14 protein-coding genes are annotated in these 18,412 nt (G+C 48.8%); 13 read left to right on the forward strand and 1 reads right to left on the reverse strand.

From position 1 onward, the window contains the following. The first annotated feature begins 1 nt into the window (after position 1). The 4 genes from pstA (at position 2) to M3202_RS13665 (ending at position 3,214) form a co-directional block, all read left to right on the forward strand. Positions 2-886: a phosphate ABC transporter permease PstA gene (gene pstA, locus M3202_RS13650; RefSeq protein ID WP_251223887.1), complete on the forward strand. Its 885-nt coding sequence runs from the start codon at positions 2-4 to the stop codon at positions 884-886. Between the two features lie 19 nt (positions 887-905). Next, the gene (pstB, locus tag M3202_RS13655) at positions 906-1,742 is read left to right on the forward strand and encodes a phosphate ABC transporter ATP-binding protein PstB (RefSeq protein WP_251223888.1); all 837 of its coding nucleotides are present in this window, start codon (positions 906-908) and stop codon (positions 1,740-1,742) included. Between the two features lie 16 nt (positions 1,743-1,758). Continuing rightward, complete coding sequence (gene phoU / locus M3202_RS13660) at positions 1,759-2,403, forward strand: phosphate signaling complex protein PhoU (RefSeq protein WP_251223889.1); 645 nt, start codon at positions 1,759-1,761, stop codon at positions 2,401-2,403. Between the two features lie 250 nt (positions 2,404-2,653). Continuing rightward, positions 2,654-3,214 carry a hypothetical protein gene (locus M3202_RS13665; RefSeq protein ID WP_251223890.1) on the forward strand — a complete coding sequence of 187 codons (561 nt, stop codon included), beginning with the start codon at positions 2,654-2,656 and terminating at the stop codon, positions 3,212-3,214. 72 nt (positions 3,215-3,286) lie between these two features. Here the strand turns inward: M3202_RS13665 and M3202_RS13670 are convergent, their stop codons facing one another. Next, positions 3,287-4,969: a methyl-accepting chemotaxis protein gene (locus M3202_RS13670; RefSeq protein ID WP_251223891.1), complete on the reverse strand. Its 1,683-nt coding sequence runs from the start codon at positions 4,967-4,969 to the stop codon at positions 3,287-3,289. A 208-nt stretch (positions 4,970-5,177) separates the two neighbouring features. Between M3202_RS13670 and M3202_RS13675 the strand changes: the two genes are divergently transcribed. The 9 genes from M3202_RS13675 (at position 5,178) to M3202_RS13715 (ending at position 18,396) form a co-directional block, all read left to right on the forward strand. After that, positions 5,178-5,549 (forward strand): DUF1516 family protein, encoded by a 372-nt coding sequence (locus M3202_RS13675; protein WP_251223892.1) that lies wholly within the window; start codon positions 5,178-5,180, stop codon positions 5,547-5,549. A gap of 276 nt (positions 5,550-5,825) precedes the next feature. Beyond that, positions 5,826-8,705, forward strand: a complete 2,880-nt coding sequence (locus M3202_RS13680; protein WP_251223893.1) for a PD-(D/E)XK nuclease family protein — start codon at positions 5,826-5,828, stop codon at positions 8,703-8,705. 20 nt (positions 8,706-8,725) lie between these two features. Then, complete coding sequence (locus M3202_RS13685; RefSeq protein WP_251223894.1) at positions 8,726-12,106, forward strand: UvrD-helicase domain-containing protein; 3,381 nt, start codon at positions 8,726-8,728, stop codon at positions 12,104-12,106. Between the two features lie 97 nt (positions 12,107-12,203). Next, positions 12,204-13,904 carry a putative bifunctional diguanylate cyclase/phosphodiesterase gene (locus M3202_RS13690; RefSeq protein WP_251223895.1) on the forward strand — a complete coding sequence of 567 codons (1,701 nt, stop codon included), beginning with the start codon at positions 12,204-12,206 and terminating at the stop codon, positions 13,902-13,904. Positions 13,905-14,062: 158 nt separating this feature from the next. After that, positions 14,063-16,120, forward strand: a complete 2,058-nt coding sequence (locus M3202_RS13695) for a chemotaxis protein CheA (RefSeq protein ID WP_251223896.1) — start codon at positions 14,063-14,065, stop codon at positions 16,118-16,120. 23 nt (positions 16,121-16,143) lie between these two features. Next, entirely contained in the window at positions 16,144-16,596 is a 453-nt protein-coding gene (locus M3202_RS13700) for a chemotaxis protein CheW (protein WP_251223897.1), read from the forward strand. A 30-nt stretch (positions 16,597-16,626) separates the two neighbouring features. Then, positions 16,627-16,986, forward strand: coding sequence for a chemotaxis protein CheY (gene cheY, locus M3202_RS13705; protein ID WP_251223898.1), 360 nt, complete (start codon positions 16,627-16,629; stop codon positions 16,984-16,986). A gap of 105 nt (positions 16,987-17,091) precedes the next feature. After that, the gene (locus M3202_RS13710; protein ID WP_251223899.1) at positions 17,092-17,415 is read left to right on the forward strand and encodes a hypothetical protein; all 324 of its coding nucleotides are present in this window, start codon (positions 17,092-17,094) and stop codon (positions 17,413-17,415) included. A gap of 111 nt (positions 17,416-17,526) precedes the next feature. After that, positions 17,527-18,396 (forward strand): ComEC/Rec2 family competence protein, encoded by an 870-nt coding sequence (locus tag M3202_RS13715; protein WP_251223900.1) that lies wholly within the window; start codon positions 17,527-17,529, stop codon positions 18,394-18,396. The last annotated feature ends 16 nt before the right edge of the window (positions 18,397-18,412 follow it).

Below are 18,412 nucleotides of genomic sequence, written 5' to 3' on the forward strand. Positions count from 1 at the left end.
GATGAAATATATTAATCTTGAACAAGTTCAGCAACGAATGAATACACGTCTTGTCATCAATACAGCGGCAAAATCGGTATTTTTATTGGCGACGGTTTTCGGTCTCATCGTTCTCGCTATTTTGATTTATCGTGTCGCGGCGGATGGGCTGTCCTGGATTAACAGCGGCTTTCTGACCGGGCGCCTGTCGACTGATCCGAATAAGGCCGGTATTATGGGCGCGATCCTCGGAACAGTCTGGCTGATGCTCGTCGTTGCCCCGGTGACGATGCTGCTCGGCGTCGGAACAGCGATTTATTTAGAAGCGTATGCGAAAAAAGGCCGGCTGCATTCTTTCTTGCAAACGAATATTTCCAACCTTGCCGGTGTTCCTTCGATTGTATTCGGGATTCTTGGTTTAACCGTTTTTGTAAGATTGATGGATTTAGGCGGGGTTATTTTGGCCGGTGGGCTGACGATGTCCCTGCTCGTTCTGCCGATTGTCGTCGTCGCAAGCCAGGAAGCGATCCGTGCCGTGCCGAACCATTTAAGTGAAGCATCCTTCGGGATGGGCGCGACGAAGTGGCAGACGATTAAAAACATTATTTTACCTGCCGCATTGCCGGGGATTTTAACAGGGGCGATCCTTTCGCTATCGCGGGCAATTGGGGAAACGGCGCCATTAATTGTTATTGGTATTCCGGCTTTGCTCATTCCGTTTCCGGGCAGCTTAATGGACCGCTTTACCGTATTGCCGGTACAAATTTATTATTGGACGATCGATTCGGCTTTAGTGGCGGAGTATGCCAATTTAGCGGCTGCAACGATTGTTGTCTTGCTGTTGGTGCTCTTTCTTCTTAACTCGGCTGCGATTATTATTCGCAATAAGTTTCAAAGACGCTATTAATAACAGGGGGTAAAAAAACATGGGGATGGTATCTGTAAAGGAAAAAAAAGAAATTGAATTTCAAAAAGGAAATGAGCAGGTCGAGCAAAAGGTGCAACAATCAAATGTCGTCTACGATACAGAAAATTTAAATTTGTGGTACGGCAAGGATTTGGCGTTGAAAAATATTAATCTTTCGATTTGTGAGAAGGAAGTAACGGCGATTATCGGACCGTCCGGCTGCGGGAAATCAACGTATATCAAAACATTGAACCGGATGGTTCAGCTCGTGCCAAGCGTGAAAATCTCCGGCGATATTCGCTACCGCGGCAGAAATATTCTTGATAAATCGTTTAAGGTCGAAGATTTGAGAACGCGGGTCGGGATGGTTTTTCAAAAACCGAATCCTTTTCCAAAATCAATTTATGATAATGTCGCGTACGGACCAAGAATCCACGGGATTCGCAATAAGAAAATTTTAGATCAGATCGTCGAGCGAAGCTTACGCGGCGCGGCGATCTGGGATGAAGTCAAGGACAGATTGAATGAGAATGCCTACGGTCTTTCCGGCGGACAGCAGCAGCGCCTATGTATTGCCCGCTGCCTGGCGATAGAGCCGGATGTTATTTTAATGGATGAACCAACCTCGGCGCTTGATCCAAAATCTACGTTAAAAGTAGAGGAGCTTATTCAAGAGCTGAAACAGGATTACTCGATCATCATCGTGACTCACAACATGCAGCAGGCAGCCCGTATTTCTGATAAAACGGCATTTTTCCTGAACGGGGAAGTCGTGGAATTTGATGAAACGGATATTATTTTTTCCAACCCGGCTGATAAAAGAACGGAAGATTACATTACAGGCCGTTTCGGATAAGAAAGTGTGAACCTTCATGCGAACATTTCATTCACAGCTTGAATATGTCAAGCAGGAGCTGCTCACAATGGGCAGTCAGGTAGAAAAGCAAATCCATAGGATGCGGCAGGCGTTTGCGGAGATGAATTATGCGACTATGGATCAGATTATTGAACATGATCATCTTATTAATCAATTGGAAATCGGCATGCACGACAAAGTGACGTTGCTGATTTCCAAGCAACAGCCGGTGGCGACTGATCTACGCAAGCTGATCGTCGCCTTGAAAGTATCAAGTGATTTAGAAAGAGTCGCGGATTTAGTTGTCGACATCGCCAAGCAGTCACAGCGGATGAAGGAACAGGGACTCGTTTCGTTTAAGGAAAAGCTCGAGACGATGTTTTCCATCGCCGAGGCCATGATGCATGATGCGTTAAAGGCGTATGAAGCATCGGATATGCTGTTGGCGCAAAAAGTCGCGATGCAGGATGACAGGGTTGATGATTTATATGGAAAAATCATTCGCGAGCTGTTTCAGCTTGATAACAGTGACGTGGAAATCGACCAGGTGACGCAGCTCGCCTTCGTCGGCCGCTATATTGAACGAATCGCCGATTACGCGACGAACCTGTCTGAATGGGTCGTCTATGAAGTAAACGGCAAACATTTCGATTTGAATTAAAGTCCATAGACAAAAGGAAGCTACTGAAAAAGTACGATTTTCACTTTTTCAGTAGCTTTTTCGAGTTACGAAAAAGGAAGTTTTTCAGTGGCTTTGGACAAAAGGAAGCTTCTCTTACCTAATGTCCACGGTCTTTAGGACTCAACGAAACACAACGGATTTGTAGGGAGGGAAGCCTTCGCTCGTCTTTCTGCTGTAACCAATTCCGCGATCGAGGCGTTTCATAAAAAAAGCTGGGGAGGAATTTTTTATGAAAAAGGTCAGCTTGTACGGGCTGCTCATTTTGCTGCTTTGCAGTTTATTTCCGTTGTCGGCAAGCGCTTGTTCGTGCTTAGAGAATGCTGGAGTGGAGGAAGCGCTGGAGCGGGCCGAGGCTGTTTTTAGCGGAAAGGTGCTTGACGTGAAGGAGCAGAAGGGAGCCGATGGTTACCTGGCGAAAGCTGTCCACTTTTCGGTTGACCGGGCTTGGAAAGGCGTCGATCAGACGGAGATCATCATTGCCACAGGATTAGGTGGTGGAGATTGCGGGATTGACTTTGTCGTAGGCGAGGAGTATCTTGTGTATGCGAACCAGTCATCGTGGCATGCGGACATTTCGCCGCTTGAAGCGATTATATGCAGCCGGACGGCTCACCTCGATGCGGCGGAAGAAGATTTGCGGCAGCTCGGTGAAGGAACACAGCCTTTGCATGATGTTGAACTGGTGATCGAACAGAGCTCTCCGGTAAATTGGTGGGCCGGCGCAATTGGCGGGATGGGTGTACTCGTTGTGATCGGTTTCCTATGGAAAAGGAAGCGCAGTAAAAAATAAAGAAGCAGGCAGCTTGAAAAGCGCGAGGCTGGGCAAAAGGTAAAAAAACAACCTTTTCTCCAGCCTCTATTTTTAAGCCTGCAGCTGTTGGGTCAATGCTTTTAATGATTGCGACAGATGGGAAAGCTTTGAGCCGATTTCGTGCGTTTGCTTCATGTGGTCCATTTGATACTGACTTGTCGTAATCATTTCTTCGGCGCTGGCTGACGTTTCCTGAGAGACGGAGGAGAAGCTGAGCGATGATTGCTCAAGCTCAGGCAGTAATGTTTCTACTGTTTTCAGCTCGGACTGCATGTCCTGCAGCCTTTGACTGACCTTGGAAATCTCCTGCATCAGTTCATCAAACGCCGTCTTTGAATGGTTGGCGATTTCAAGATTGGTCTTTGTTTTTGCCAGCATTTGCTCAAACTCTTCTGTCGCTTCAAAGGTAACATCCTCCATCTTGGCAATCGACGATGTAATCTCCTCCGTCGCCTGAGTGGACTGCTCGGCCAATTTGCGGACTTCATTGGCGACGACGGCAAAGCCTTTCCCTGATTCGCCGGCGCGGGCCGCCTCGATTGTCGCATTTAAGGCGAGCAGTTTCGTTTGCTCGGAAATTCCCTGGATTAGTCCGACGAGATTGCCGATGGAGGCGGAGTAGGTTTTAACTTGCTTAATCGTATTCGTTAAATGAGTGAAGTCTATTTCAAATGTATGATTCGTTTCAATCAACTGGGTCATATGGCCTTCACCAAGCTTCGCCGAGTCGTTCATTTCTGCCGAGCTCATGTAGACCTTGTCCATATTGCCGATCATTGTTTCGATTTTTTCTTTCACTGTTTTAAAGCTGATCACGCTCAGCTCTGAGCTGGAAGCGGTCTGTTCGGCGCCTTCTTTCACGATATTAATGGTTTCAATCAATTGCTCGCTCGTAGTCAGCGCCTCCTCGGAGGAATTCGATAATTCCTGCCCCTGTGTATCAAGCTCCTTCGTCATTTCCTTAATGTCCTGCAGCAGGCTGCTGATTTGACTGATCATCGCATCATAGCTTTTATGTAAGGAGATAAATTCCGGCAAGGTTGTTTTCAGCTCCATTTGCTGCTGAAAGTTGCCGTTACGTACTTCTTTCATTGCATTACGCATGACCATTAGCGGTTTTGTTAAGCTTTTGACAAATAACATCAGAAAGATCGTCGCGATGATAATGCTGGCGCCGATAATGGAATACGTCATATTCGCCATCTGCTGAATCGGTCCCATATAGGAATCTGTCGGGACAAGCAACGCATAAATCCCTTCAATTTCATCCATTTCCTGAAAGGAAACCGTATACTCCACCCCGTTTAAAAATTCATGAAACGAGCCATTTCCCATCTCTTCTATTTTGTCGATAAACGGCTCGGGTAACACAATATCAGGAAAATCCTGAGCGAGGAAAGGAGTTGCCGTATGGTCTGAAATCGCTAAAAAATAAGCGGTTATGCCGTCTTCCTCCAGCTTGGTCCGCTGCTGTCGGATGTTTGTTTCAAGCTGCTGCATAAAGTAATCCTGGTCGCTGACATAAAGAAACTGGAGGTTTGTGGCGATATAGCCCATCAGTTCCGTTTCGCGCATCAGCCGGTTTTCAATTGAATTCATCGTAACATCTTTCGCCTGTAAATAAGCGCTTACACCGGTTGTAGTCACAGAGAGGAATAAAAGAGAGACGAAAATCGCAAGCAGTCTCGCCCGGAGGCTGAATTTTTGCAGCAATGACACATACAATTTTTTCATGAACAGCAGAACCCCTTTATCACAGTATCGATCATGTATGCCAAATGGAATAGGTCTAGTTACACGATAGCAGACAAACGTTAAGAGAATGTAAACAATCTGTGAAGGATCGCTAAATTTCTCGGATAATCTTTTTGTTCCGATTGTACATTTGCCGTTCACTCATTTAGAATAAAGATAACAATTGTTGGTAAGGAGGAAGTAGTCTGTGTCACAGCAACTTATTAATATTTTTTATCAATCGCATATCGGTTCCTGGGCGATCCTAGTCCTGCTGTTTTTCGTCAGTTATTTCTTGGTAAAGGGCGGGATTCGCAAAGGCGGAAAGATTGTCCATATGATCCTGCGGTTGTTTTACATCATTCAGATTGTTTCAGGCGTCGGTCTGTTAATGGCGTATCAATTTCCGGCTGCTTTTATCATCAAAGGGATTATTGCGATCGTAATGATTTACGCGATGGAAATGATTCTGGTCCGCACGCAAAAAGGAACGATGGAAAAAGGCGGCTTGTATTGGGCCATTCTGTTGATTTCGTTAGTGCTCGTCATTTTGCTTGGATTTGAAGTCATTTCATTTTAAACGTAAAAGCTGTTTCAAGGTGCCTGAGCTGAGGCGTTTTGAAGCAGCTTTTTTTTGCTGGCGCTTTCGCCGGTTTGAGACAAAACTAGTTTTTTGACCGATTGGCAATGGCTTAAAAGATCGTAGCGGTTCCGCTCATTGCTTAAGGGCAGGATCAAAAGGTAAAAAAACAACCTTTTGACCCTGCCTCTATAGAAATGATAGAGCGATCAACGTGGCGAAATGGTAAACTAGAAAAAAACAATGCCCTTATTGCGAGAGGAAGGAGGGGGTTAAATGAGCGAGCAATACGTCCGTAGTACATCTAGTAAGGAAGTGGCTGCTAAAAAGCGTCTTGAGTATGCTTTTTCGGTCCAAAAGCAAAAGAATTGTCCCGCTTTTTATGTCCTGCCTTCGGCGATGTGGCTTAAGACGGCTCGAAAGCAGCAGCCCGGTTTGGCGGTGATCACCTTTGATGACATTGCCCGCTATTTGCTCATGCAGGCGGAGGAAGTCTACTATCCGTTAACGGAGCAGGAAAGATCGTTGTTTTTTGAACAGTTTCTCCGGGAAGAACAGACCTTTGAGGGCGAAGCTGACAGTGGCAGGGCGCTTGGCTATGCGGATACATACGGACAAGTAAAGCGGCTCGGGTTAACGGCTGAGCAATTGCCAGCGGCCTTGGAGCCTCTTCGGAGCCTTTTCACGGAATACGAACAAAAGGTAGTAAAGGAACGGAAGCTGCTCGATCCGGAAAATATTATTTTACGGGCGATTCAGCTGTTAGAACAACGGAGCACGAGGCTGGACATCTCCTTGATCATCATTGACGGTTACGTTGATTTTAGCCCGCTCCAAACGTTGTTGCTTGAAGCATTACAAAAAGCCGATGTGCCGATCGAAATTTATCTGCCTGCTGATCAGCCTTATCAGATTGTCGGCCATACGGCTGATGAGCTTGTGTCGCTCGGCTTTTCAGATCAGCGTCAGGAGCCTGTTTCAGTTCAGGTCACTGTTGAAAAAGAGCTTGTGGCGGCGACAACGGCGGAAGAACAATGGCGCGGTGTCATCGAAGAAATTCTCGCGGCGCCTTCCCTAGATGATGTTGCCGTGCTGCTCGTCGACGAAAAGCGTGGGAGAGAGGAATTGGAGCGGCTTGCCGCTGAGTACGGGCTTCCGCTTCAGACGGCTAAAAAGCGTCCGTTGACAGCGACGGCGCTACATGCTTTCTTATTGGCGTGCCTCCGTCAGCCGCGCTCTGTTCGTTCGAGATGGGAGCAGCTGCCGCTTGTCGAGCATATTCTTGCGCTTTATCAGCGCTCCGGCCTTGAGTATGCAAAGCAGAAACAATGCTTTTTGCAAACAGGTGAGTGGATCAAGGAGGAGGACGAGCAGCTCTTTCATGCGATTACCAGGTTGAAATGGAAAAAGAAGGATCTGTTTAGCCGCTATGTCGGACAGATGCTCGTCTGGTTACGTGAGCTGCCCGTTGTTTCGAGCTGGAGAGCGCAGCTAAAGGCGGACGACGATCTGGAGACATTGCAGGCGGTTGCCCGTGAATACCGCGCATGGGAGCTTCTTTGCAAGCGGCTGGAAATGACAGCAGAGCTGCTTGAGGAGCGGGGGCTTGCCGGAGAGCTGACGCTGTCGCTTGATCTTTTTGCCAATTGGCTGAAGGAGCTTGGTGAACGGCTGCAAGTAACCGACAAGCGCCGCGCAGAAAATGGAGTAGCGATTCATACGTGGCGCGATGTCGGTTTGTTCCGCGGAAAAAAGCTCTATGTCGTTGGCATGAATGAAGGAGCTTTTCCACAATTGTCGCAATTAAGCGGCTATGTTCAGGAGCGGGACCTTCATGAAAGTGCGATCCGTTTTAGCGCGCCGACGCAAAAACAGCTGCGTCAAAAGCAGCTTGCTTATTTGCAGCAGCTCGATAGCATCTGTGAATCGATTACCTTTACCTATGTGAAAGGGGTTGATCCGCTTCATCCGCAGCTGCCATCGCCCTTGCTGGAGGACGTTCGCAGGGCGGAGCGGGAATGGTCATGGGAAGCACGGATGAAAGGAAAGAACAGCTACACAGAGCGGGATCATCATGAAAAGCTGGCTTTTCATCTTGGTCAGGGCTACAGGATGGAAGATGAGCCTCAGCCATTGCGGGAGATCGCGACAAGACTGGAGCGCCTCGCCGACGGCCGAGAACCGCTTCGGCTTGAGAAGAAGTCTGCGACAGTCGCCGTCACCGCACTAGAAAGCTATGCCCGCTGTCCTTTCCGCTATGCGCTGGAACGGCTATTTCAAGTAAAGGAGGCTGAAGCGGCGGAGGAGCAAGTGTCTCCACTCGCCATCGGACAGCTTGTCCATGAGCTGATCGAGGAGATTTATACCGAGCTTCAGCTGATTCGTCTTCCATTTGCGAAAGCAGGAGCTGAGCAGCTGGAGCGCGTACCGGAGCTGCTTCAGGAACGGTTTGAGCAGAAATGGGTTGCTGTTGAGGAGCAAAACCGAGGTCTTTCACGCCTTGATCTTGAGCAGACAAAGCAGCAGTGGAAAAAGCGGCTGGACAGATGGTGGCAGGCTGAGCGGAAGCATTTTTGGGATAACGAAGCGCTTGGAGAGATGGCGATTGAGGCGATGGAGACTTCGGTTCGGATGCCGTTTTCTGTGAAAGGCGGCACGGAATTGATTCTGACCGGAAAAGTCGACCGGGTTGACAAGAGTGGGGAAGCGATAGTGATTTACGATTACAAGACCGGGAAAGCGAGCGTCTCCGCCGAGGAAGTCCGCTCCGGCCTTAAGCTCCAGCTGCCTTTATACGCGTTCGGTCTCCGGGAACAGCTTGAAAGACAGACAAAGCGACAGCTCCGGGCTGACGGCGCAAGCTATATTTCATTGCGCGAGCCGGCAAAACGGGCTGGCAATGGAATTTGGCGCAAAGAGCTGATCGGAAAACACTCCCCGTATTCGGTATCATCTTTTTGCAAAAATCGTGAGGAAAGCTTTGGCACAGGTCAATATCTTGATGCCTATAACCTAAAGGAACGTGTTGAAGCGCTGTGGTCGGGGATGCACAGTGAATTTCCCGTCGAGCCGCAGGAGTGCGCCGCCAGTTGTCCCTACAGAGCGGTGTGCCGTGTGACAGAAGAGCAAAAAGCAGACCATGCGGTCAAAGCATGAAGAAGGGGAGCAGACGAAAGATGCAATTTAACGAAGAACAACGGCAGGCGATTTCCAGCACGAAGCCTTTCATTTTAGTGTCGGCCGGCGCCGGATCGGGGAAGACGCGGATTTTGACGGAGCGGTTTGTCGGTCTTTGCGAACGGCGGCTGCTCGATCCGGATGATCCGGCCGGCGCCGGAGTGGAGGAAATTGTCGCGATTACATTTACGGATAAGGCGGCCCGAGAAATGAAGGACCGGATTCGCCAGCGGCTGCTGGAGAAGGAAGCCGGGGCGGAGTCAGAGGAGGCCCGCCGCTTTTGGCAGGAGCAAAAAGAAGCGCTGGAGCGGGCGTATATTTCGACTTTTCACAGCTTCTGTCAACGCTTGCTCAGCCAGTACGCGATGACGGCCAAGCTGATTCCGGCAACGCGGGTCCTTGATGAAGTTGAAGCCCGAAGAAAGAAGAGAGCGATCGCGAAGGAGATGCTGGAGGAACCGATCTGTTTTCAGCAGGCTGCCCCGTTGCTTGAGCTGATGAGCAAGACGCAGCTGATCGAAACGATCGAACAGCTGCATGACACGATTCGTGAATTGGTCGTCGATGAACGGGCGATTGAGACGCTTGATCCGGCGAGTATGTTGAAGCTGCAGGAAGAACAGCTGCTGCTTGAGCAGCACCGCCTCGTCTCAGCCTTTCATGAACAGGCTCTTGCCTGTATTCGGTCTTTTCCTGATCCGGTGGAGCTGACGAAAGCCCAGCAGGCCCATGTCGAACGGATAGCGGCGGCTTTTGCGACGATCATGCCGCCGAAGGAGGGGGAGGCGCACGCCTACTTTGCCAAGCTGGAGGCGATCATGCCGCCGAAAATTGATAAACGCTGGCTGGAGAAGGCGCCGGCGCTTTATCAGCTCTGCGCTGAACATTGGAAGCCTTTGAAAGAGAGCTGGAAAAGCATCGGCATAGGAGCGCGCTACGAACAGGAAACCGTCACTTGCATGGAGGCGGTCGTCGGACTGCTGCAGCAATTCGCTGCTCGTTACGCCTGGGAAAAGGAAAGAGCGGGCTTGCTTGATTTTAATGATTTGCAGCAAAAAGCAGTCGCTTTGCTGCGCCACCCTGCGATTCGCAGCGCTTGCCAGAAGCAATTTCGTCATATGATGATCGATGAATTTCAGGATACGAATCAGCTGCAGCTGGCGATGCTTGAGCAAATCAATCCAGCTTATCAGTTTATCGTTGGCGATCAGAAGCAGTCGATTTACCGCTTTCGCGGAGCGAATGTAATATTGATGAATGAAAAAGAAGCCTTTGCCGGCACGGAGGAAAGCGCCGAAGCGATTTTAATGAACACGAACTATCGAACGGAAGCGTCGATCATTCAAGCGGTTAACGGGCTGTTCTCTCATGTAATGACAGAAAAGCGTGTCCATCCGTTTGAAACGGTGTATGCGCCGCTGCGGGTGGTCCGCCGCCGCGAGGAAGAAAAGCCTTGCGTTGAGCTGGCGACTCTGCCGGAAAAGGACGAGCGTGAGGAGGACGCTTTTTCACTTTTAGCAGGACGCCTAGCTTCGATGATCCGCACGGGGGAACCGCTCGTGCAAAAAGGGGATGAATGGGTGCGGCCGACCTGGGCCGACGTCGCTGTTCTCATTCCTGCGCGGACCCAGCTGTTAGCATTGGAGCGCGCTTTACATGACCACGGCATCCCTTATGTCGTCAGCGGCGGAATTGGCTTTTTTGAACGGCAGGAGATCATTGATTTCATCACGCTGCTTCGCTGGTTGAACCGGCCGTTTGAAGAGGTTCATTTGCTGGCCCTGCTCCGGGGTCCGCTTTGTGGCTTGACGCTTGCTGAATTGTTTGAAGTCAAGCGGGGGTTGCAGGACACTGAGGCGCTATTTGAGCTTGTCTATGATGAGACGCATCCCTTTCATGCCGACCTTTCTGAGCGGGTGAGCGCGAGCTTTGCACAGCTGAGAGAGTGGCTGAAACGTTGGGTCCCGCTCGCTGTTCAGCACTCTCCTGCGACCGTCCTGACCGAACTGTTTCAGCAGACTGGGCTGAAAGCCATGCTCCTGCTTCAAAAGCAAGGGCTGCAGAAGGTGAGAAATGTCGAAAAGCTGATCGGACTTTTGGCGGAAAGGCGCGCGCTTGATTTGGAGACGATGCTGGCCGAACTGGAGGAAGTGATCGTTTTAAGCGAGAAAGAAGGAGAAGCAGAGGTAGAACAGGTTGAAGGAAATGTCGTGCAGATTATGACCGTCCATGCTTCAAAAGGGCTGGAGTTCCCGATTGTGTTTCTCCCGCAGCTGGAACGGACGACACAGACGGATAAAGGGCGCATTCGGTTCGATCCGGAGCTTGGAATTGTGCTCAATCTCGAAAAGGAAGCCGATCAGTTAGATGAAAAGCCGATCTGTTATCAGTCACCGGGCTTTCCACTCGTAAAAGAACGGGCCGCGTTGGAAGCAAAGGAAGAAACGAAGCGCTTATTGTATGTGGCGATGACAAGAGCGCGCGATTATCTCGTCATGATGGGTGAGGCGACGACGTCGCATTCATGGATGACGATGATCGAGGAAGCCTGTGCCGCGACAGATTTGGAGCAGATAATCCAACGAGTGACGGAGTTTGAACGCCCTGAAAAAGAGCCTGAACGAGCGGAGCTCCAGTACGCGCCACCACAGCTCGTTCAAAGAGCCGCGCCATCCTTAACGCTTACCGTTTCAGAAATTATGAGCTTTTGCCGCGATCCGCTCAACTATTTTTACCGCTTTGTCGTTGGCTTGCCTGAGTCGCTGACGTTTGAAGCGGATGAACAGGAGGAGCGCAGTAAAGCAACAGGACTTGACTCTTCAAAGCTGGGGACGCTTATTCACCGGGCCTGTGAGTTACGGGACTATGGCTTTTCCCCTGCCGCGGCAATGGAAGAAGCTCTGGCGGGCGAAGAGGTCGATGATGAACGGGCCTATATGGCGGCGATGAAAAGATTGCTGATGAATTACAGCGAGGAGCAACGGCGGCAGCTCGGCAGCCCGGTTGCGAATGAATGGCGGTTTGCGACGGAAATGGAAGGCGTTGAAGTGATTGGCGAGATCGATAAAATCGTCGAACGTGAAGGCCGGCATGAAATCATCGATTTCAAGACGAATCGTATTCAGTCCTCAGGCGGTGAGCTGCTTACTGTTTATCGTGACCAGCTTACATTGTACAAAATAGCCTATGAACAGCAAACAGGAATGAAGGACGTAGCTGTGTCGCTCTACGTGTTACGGGACGCGCGGCAGCCGCTTCATCAGCTGAATGTGACGAAAGAGCAGGAAAACAGAATCCGGCGTGCGATTCAGCTATTGAGGTCATTACGGGAAAAGAAGGCCGGGAAGGAAGAGTATCAACGTATTCAACTTCAAACGTGAGCAAGGCGGTAGCAGGCTACATGAGCGATGTGAGAAAGAGGAAAGCGGCGTATGGAACAAGGGGAAGGATAGAGCTGAAGGTGATAAGGAGAATGCGATGAATGAAATGAATCTGACTAAATTGAAAACAAAGCTGCACGATAGCGAGCAGCAATACCGTTCGTTATTTCGCTATAGCACGAATGCAATCTTTATGCTAGATCGCTGCGGGCAATTTACGGAGGTCAATCCTGCGGCAATCCGCTTAACGGGGTTTAGCGAAACGGAACTGCTTTCAATGGAGATTTTTGACATCCTTGGCGAAGAACAGCGCTCATCCATTGATCTGTTTATGAGAGAGGCGATCAAAGGAGAGGTCGCCAGCTTTCAAATCGAGCTGAAAAACCGGCAGCAGGATAAGATAGTCGCTTCGATGACAGTTATGCCGCACTATGCCGACGGCAGGGTAGAAGGGGTAACCGGAATCGTTCAAGATGTGACCGAGCATTTACAAGCAAAAGAAAAAATAAGAAGAATGGCGAATGAGGATGGGCTGACGGGTTTGCCAAACCGCCGCTATGTGGCAGAACAGCTGGAGCAGCTGATCCTTAAGGAAGAGAAGCTCACCGTTATGTTTATTGATTTAGACCGCTTTAAGTTTGTCAATGATACGCTCGGTCACTTTTTCGGGGACAAAGCTTTAAAAGAACTGGCCGTGCGGCTTAGGGACGTTCTTTTTCCACCCAATATTCTAGCACGCATGGGCGGGGATGAGTTTGTCGTGATCCTTCCCGGCCAGGCAGAGCCGGATGACATTAGGCAGATCGCAAAGCAGCTGCTGGCCCGTATCCGCCAGCCATTGCTTATTAACGGCTACGAGTTTACCTTGACCGGCAGCATCGGGATTTCACTGTTTCCGGAGCATGGCAAGAACGGAGAAGGGCTGATTAAGGCGGCTGATGTGGCGATGTTCCGCGCGAAAACGAAGAGCAGCGACAGCTATCAATTCTATGAAAGTGATATGCGCTATTATTTCTACGAACGGTTCTATGTCGAAAATGATTTGCGGCGGGCGTTGGACAAAGGGGAATTCTCGCTTTATTTTCAGCCGAAGTTCGATGTCCATACAAGAACGATTTGCGGGGAGGAAGTGCTCGTGCGCTGGCAGCATCCTGAGGAAGGATTCATCCCGCCGGAGAAATTTATTGCGATTGCCGAAGAAACAGGTCTGATTGTACCGATTGGCAAGTGGATTTTAAAAGAGGCCTGTCATCAGAAAAAAAGCTGGATTGACCGGGGCTATCCGCCTATAACGATGTCTGTTAATCTTTCGTTGCGCCAGTTTCTGCAAAAAGATATCGTGGAAACGGTGGAAGAAGTATTGGCGGAGTCGAAGCTTCCTCCACATTTGCTTGAAATCGAAGTAACCGAAAGCGTGACGATTGATTTTGAACGGACGCTGGAGGTTTTACGCCAGCTGCGTACATTAGGGATTAAGATCAGCCTGGATGATTTTGGCACTGGCTACAGCTCGCTCCAATATGTGGCGCAAATGCCGATCCAAGAATTGAAAATCGATCAGTCGTTTGTCCGGAATCTCGGCAAGGGGAAAAATAGCGAAGCGGTGATCGCGATGATAATTAATCTCGCTCATTTTTTGAAAATATCGGTCATTGCCGAAGGGGTGGAATCGGAAGAACAGCTCGCTTATTTGCGTGAACAGGGCTGTGACAGCGTGCAAGGTTATCTCCATTCCAGACCGCTGTCGGTGGAGGAATATCAATCGTTTTTAGCGGGAGAAAAAGGGTCGTTCTCCTGAAAAATCGACAAAAATATCTAATTCTTTTAAACTATTTCTTATTTCCTAGCGAGAATCTACTTTTTTAGATGAAAAATATGCTATTATGAGAAAAAAGATCCGAATATTGTTTGCGTTGTAAGTAGACCTTTTCGGAAAACATCGAGGTGAATAGGAATTTGGTTAACTCAGAATATCTAGATGTCTTTCTTGATGAAAGTCAGGAACATCTTCAGGCCATTAATGACAATCTTTTAAAGTTAGAACAAGCACCTGATGACATTTCGATTGTAGGAGAAGTATTTCGTTCCGCTCACACACTGAAAGGCATGGCAGCTACCATGGGCTTTGAGGACTTGGCTCACTTAACGCATAACATGGAAAATGTCCTGGATTTAATTCGCAATCACAAGCTTCAGGCTACTTCAGAAGTCCTGGATGTCGTGTTTGCGGCCGTCGATGATTTAGAAGCAATGGTAACCGATATTGCCGGTGGCGGAACCGGAACGCATGATGTAAGTGAAGTCGTCGCCCAGCTTGAAAGAATTGAAAAGGGTGAGCCTTCCATCGCTGCGACGGCAGAAGCGCCGGTGAAAGAAGAAAAGCAGGAAGTAGCTGGGGAAGAAGCGTTGTCCGAAACGTATGATGAGTTCGAGCGGACGGTCCTGCAGCAATCGTATGAGCAGGGCTATACTACGTATCAGGTAAAGGTCACGCTTGACGAAAATGCGATGTTAAAGGCAGCCCGGGTCTTCATGGTGTTTGAGGTGCTCGAACAGATTGGTGAAATCATTAAGTCGTCCCCTCCAGCTGAAGAGCTGGAAGAGGAAAAATTTGACCAGGATTTCCTCGTCACCGTCATTACGAAGATTGAAGGAGAAGAAATTAAGAAACGGATTTTAAAAGTTTCTGAGATTACCAATGTTCATGTTCAGCAGGTTGATCAAAATAAACTGAAGCTTTCGCATGAAGAGGAAAAGCCTGCAAGCCCTGCGCCAACCCCGGCACAGGCAGCAAAGTCGGCGCAGGCCAGCAAGCCGGCGGCGAAGGAAGCAGCTTCTTCCCAGCCGAAGAAGGCGGCGCCTGAGCATAATAAAACGATTCGTGTTAATATTGAGCGGCTCGATGTGTTAATGAATTTATTTGAAGAGCTGGTCATCGACCGCGGCCGACTTGAACAAATCGCCAGTGAATTGAAGAACAATGAATTAAATGAAACGGTTGAGCGCATGTCAAGAATTTCCGGCGATCTTCAGGAGATTATTCTGAATATGAGAATGATGCCGGTTGAGCAGGTGTTCAATCGCTTTCCGCGCATGGTCAGAAGCCTATCCAAAGATTTAAATAAGAAAGTCAATCTTGAGATTATCGGAGCTGAAACGGAACTTGACCGGACGATCATTGACGAAATTGGCGATCCGCTCGTTCATTTGCTCAGAAATTCGATTGACCACGGGATTGAAACTCCGGATAAACGCCGTCAGCTTGGCAAGCCGGAAGAGGGAACAGTACGCCTGAAAGCATATCATAGTGGAAACAATGTCTACATTGAAATTGAAGATGATGGTGCAGGCATTGATCGTGAAAAAGTACTTAACAAAGCATTGACCAATGGCGTGGTTTCCGAAGAAGATGCCGATAAGCTGACAGATCAGCAAGTGTTTGGATTGCTTTTTGCATCGGGCTTCAGCACTGCCGAAACAATTACCGATGTTTCCGGCCGCGGAGTCGGGTTGGACGTCGTCCGCAATACGTTTGAATCATTAGGCGGGGTAGTAACGGTGAATTCAGAACTCGGCAAAGGCTCTGTTTTCTCGATTCAATTGCCTTTGACGCTGTCTATCATTGATGTCATGCTTGTTGAACTGCAGGATGAGAAGTACGCGATTCCGCTCAGTTCAATTGTGGAAACCGCGATCGTTAACAAGCAGGATGTATATAGCGCACATAACCAGAAAGTGATTGATTTCCGTGGGAAGGTCGTCCCGCTTGTCTTCCTAAAAGATATTTTCCAGGTACCGGGCGAGCAGACGGATGATGAATTTTATTCCCTCGTGATTGTTCATAAAGGGGAGAAAGTGGCCGGTCTCGTTGTTGATTCCTTAATTGGTCAGCATGATATTGTATTAAAGTCACTTGGAAACTATTTGAAGGATGTTTTTGCCATTTCAGGAGCAACCATACTTGGAAATGGACAGGTTGCTTTAATCGTTGATTCGAATGCGTTAATCAAGTAATCTTACCAGAGGAGGCCGTCACGTTGTCCAATGAAATTGCTACGAAACAAGAATTAAAAGTGATCGTTTTTCAGTTAGGAGATGAAGAGTACGCGATTGAAGTGGATTATGTTCAATCGATTGAACGGATGCAGCCTGTAACGCGGATTCCGAGAACCTTTCCCTTTGTTACGGGAGTGATGAATTTACGCGGGGTGATTACACCGATCATCAACTTGCGTAAACGATTTGGCTTAGAGGATAAGAGCTTTGATGAATCGACTCGTATTCTCGTCATCGCGAAAGATGAGTTGGAAATCGGGGTCATTGTAGACGGCGCAAATGATGTGCTTGACATTCCGCTTGAGAAAATTGAACCTACGCCGGAAGTTGTCGGCGGCGTGGAGGCGGAATATTTGCGAGGGGTTGTCAAGCTGGATAACAGATTGTTTACCCTGTTGAATTTAGAAAAGGTTATTCTGGAATCAGAATCATAATTTATGGAGAAAAGGTAATGAGGTGGTCGTATGGCGTCAATTTTAATTGTGGATGATGCAGCATTTATGCGGATGATGATTAAGGATATTTTATCGAAAAACGGTTTTGAAGTTGTTGGCGAAGCGGCAAACGGCGCGGAAGCTGTCGAGAAATATAAGGAACTGAATCCTGATCTCGTCACGATGGATATTACAATGCCTGAAATGGACGGCATTCAGGCACTTAAAGAAATTAAGCAAATTGACGGCGGAGCGAAAGTTATCATGTGTTCCGCGATGGGACAGCAGTCGATGGTTATCGACGCGATTCAATCAGGCGCAAAGGACTTCATCGTCAAACCATTCCAAGCCGACCGCGTCCTAGAAGCCATCAAAAAAGTATTAGGCTAGACCATCCTCAAAAGGGTGCTTTTCCCTTTTGAGGATGGTCGAAGCAACGAGCGTAGTCAGCACCCGGTTTTAAAAAGCATACAGGGAAGCGGGTTTCTTCCCTGTATGCTGTGTGCGGAAGAAGCCGTTGCCAGCATCGAAGGGAGGGCGCTTTTCCCTTTTGAGGATGGTCGAAGCAACGAGCGTAGTCAGCACCCGGTTTTAAAAAGCATACAGGGAAGCGGGTTTCTTCCCTGTATGCAGCGTGCGGAAGAAGCCGTTGCCAGCATCGAGGGGAGGGCGCTTTTCCCTTTTGAGGATGGTCGAAGCAACGAGCGTAGTCAGCACCCGGTTTTAAAAAGCATACAGGGAAGCGGGTTTCTTCCCTGTATGCAGCGTGAAGAAGAAGCCGTTGCCAGCATCGAAGGGAGGGCGCTTTTCCCTTTTTGATGTGGCGTAATAGAGGAAAAGGTCGGGTTTTTGATTGTTGAGAAATAAGAAATTGTCCCCATTTGCTGATGAACTGGCAAGTGGGGTTTTGCTGTGAAAGGAAAAACAGAGATGAATAAGGACAAATGGACGATAACTGGTTTTATGCTCGGCTTGCTTTTGATTTGTGCCGGCTGTTTTCCGGAGCAACAAGTGGCGCCCCCTACTCCGCCTCCAGTGACAGAGGGGGAGTTGATCGTCACCTTTTTTGATGTCGGGCAGGGGGATGCGACTCTGTTTCAAGCGGAAGAGGCGACGATCTTGATTGATGCCGGGCGGCACGACCGGGAGGAGGTTGTGTCTTTGCTGGAGGACAGTGGGGTGGAGCGGATTGATTTGTTTATTGCGACTCATCCTCACGCTGATCATATCGGCCAGGCTGATCAAGTGCTGGATGCCTTTCCGGTGGAAGAAGTATGGATGTCCGGCGACAGTCACACGACGAAAACATTTGAACGGATGGTGGCTGCTATTGAAGCTTCGGGAGCAGATTACTATGAACCACGGGCCGGCGAGGAATTTGAAATTGGTTCGCTGCTGCTTGAGGTTCTGCACCCGGAAGAACTGACAGGGGATCTTAATAACGGTTCGATTGCCGTTCAGGTTCATTTTGGCGACGTTTCGTTTTTAATGATGGGTGATGCGGAAGCAGAGGCTGAGGAAGAAATTATCGAGCGCTCTGCTCATTTGCAGTCGACCATTTTACGGGTGGGTCATCACGGCTCTTCGACTTCCACGACGCCGGCTTTTCTGGAAGCGGTGAAGCCTGAAGCAGGGATTTATTCAGCTGGCAGAGAGAATGAATATGGGCATCCCCATGCCGAAGTTGTCGAGCTTTTTCAGGAAAAGAATATTCCATTGTACGGAACCGATCAGCACGGGAAAATCGTTGTCGAAACCGATGGAACGTCTTATGAAATAATTTTGGAGCATGATGAATAAAGTAATGGGGTGATCA

This window comes from Halalkalibacter oceani (assembly GCF_023715605.1).
Lineage (GTDB): Bacteria > Bacillota > Bacilli > Bacillales > Bacillaceae_D > Halalkalibacter > Halalkalibacter oceani.

Coding starts and splice junctions, on each gene's coding strand:
- M3202_RS13670 (WP_251223891.1), bottom strand. CDS start 4,969: ATGAAAAAATTGTATGTGTCATTGCTGCAAAAATTCAGCCTCCGGGCG.
- M3202_RS13680 (WP_251223893.1), top strand. CDS start 5,826: ATGAGCGAGCAATACGTCCGTAGTACATCTAGTAAGGAAGTGGCTGCT.
- pstB (WP_251223888.1), top strand. CDS start 906: ATGGGGATGGTATCTGTAAAGGAAAAAAAAGAAATTGAATTTCAAAAA.
- M3202_RS13710 (WP_251223899.1), top strand. CDS start 17,092: ATGCTGTGTGCGGAAGAAGCCGTTGCCAGCATCGAAGGGAGGGCGCTT.
- M3202_RS13685 (WP_251223894.1), top strand. CDS start 8,726: ATGCAATTTAACGAAGAACAACGGCAGGCGATTTCCAGCACGAAGCCT.
- phoU (WP_251223889.1), top strand. CDS start 1,759: ATGCGAACATTTCATTCACAGCTTGAATATGTCAAGCAGGAGCTGCTC.
- M3202_RS13690 (WP_251223895.1), top strand. CDS start 12,204: ATGAATGAAATGAATCTGACTAAATTGAAAACAAAGCTGCACGATAGC.
- cheY (WP_251223898.1), top strand. CDS start 16,627: ATGGCGTCAATTTTAATTGTGGATGATGCAGCATTTATGCGGATGATG.
- M3202_RS13715 (WP_251223900.1), top strand. CDS start 17,527: ATGAATAAGGACAAATGGACGATAACTGGTTTTATGCTCGGCTTGCTT.
- pstA (WP_251223887.1), top strand. CDS start 2: ATGAAATATATTAATCTTGAACAAGTTCAGCAACGAATGAATACACGT.
- M3202_RS13665 (WP_251223890.1), top strand. CDS start 2,654: ATGAAAAAGGTCAGCTTGTACGGGCTGCTCATTTTGCTGCTTTGCAGT.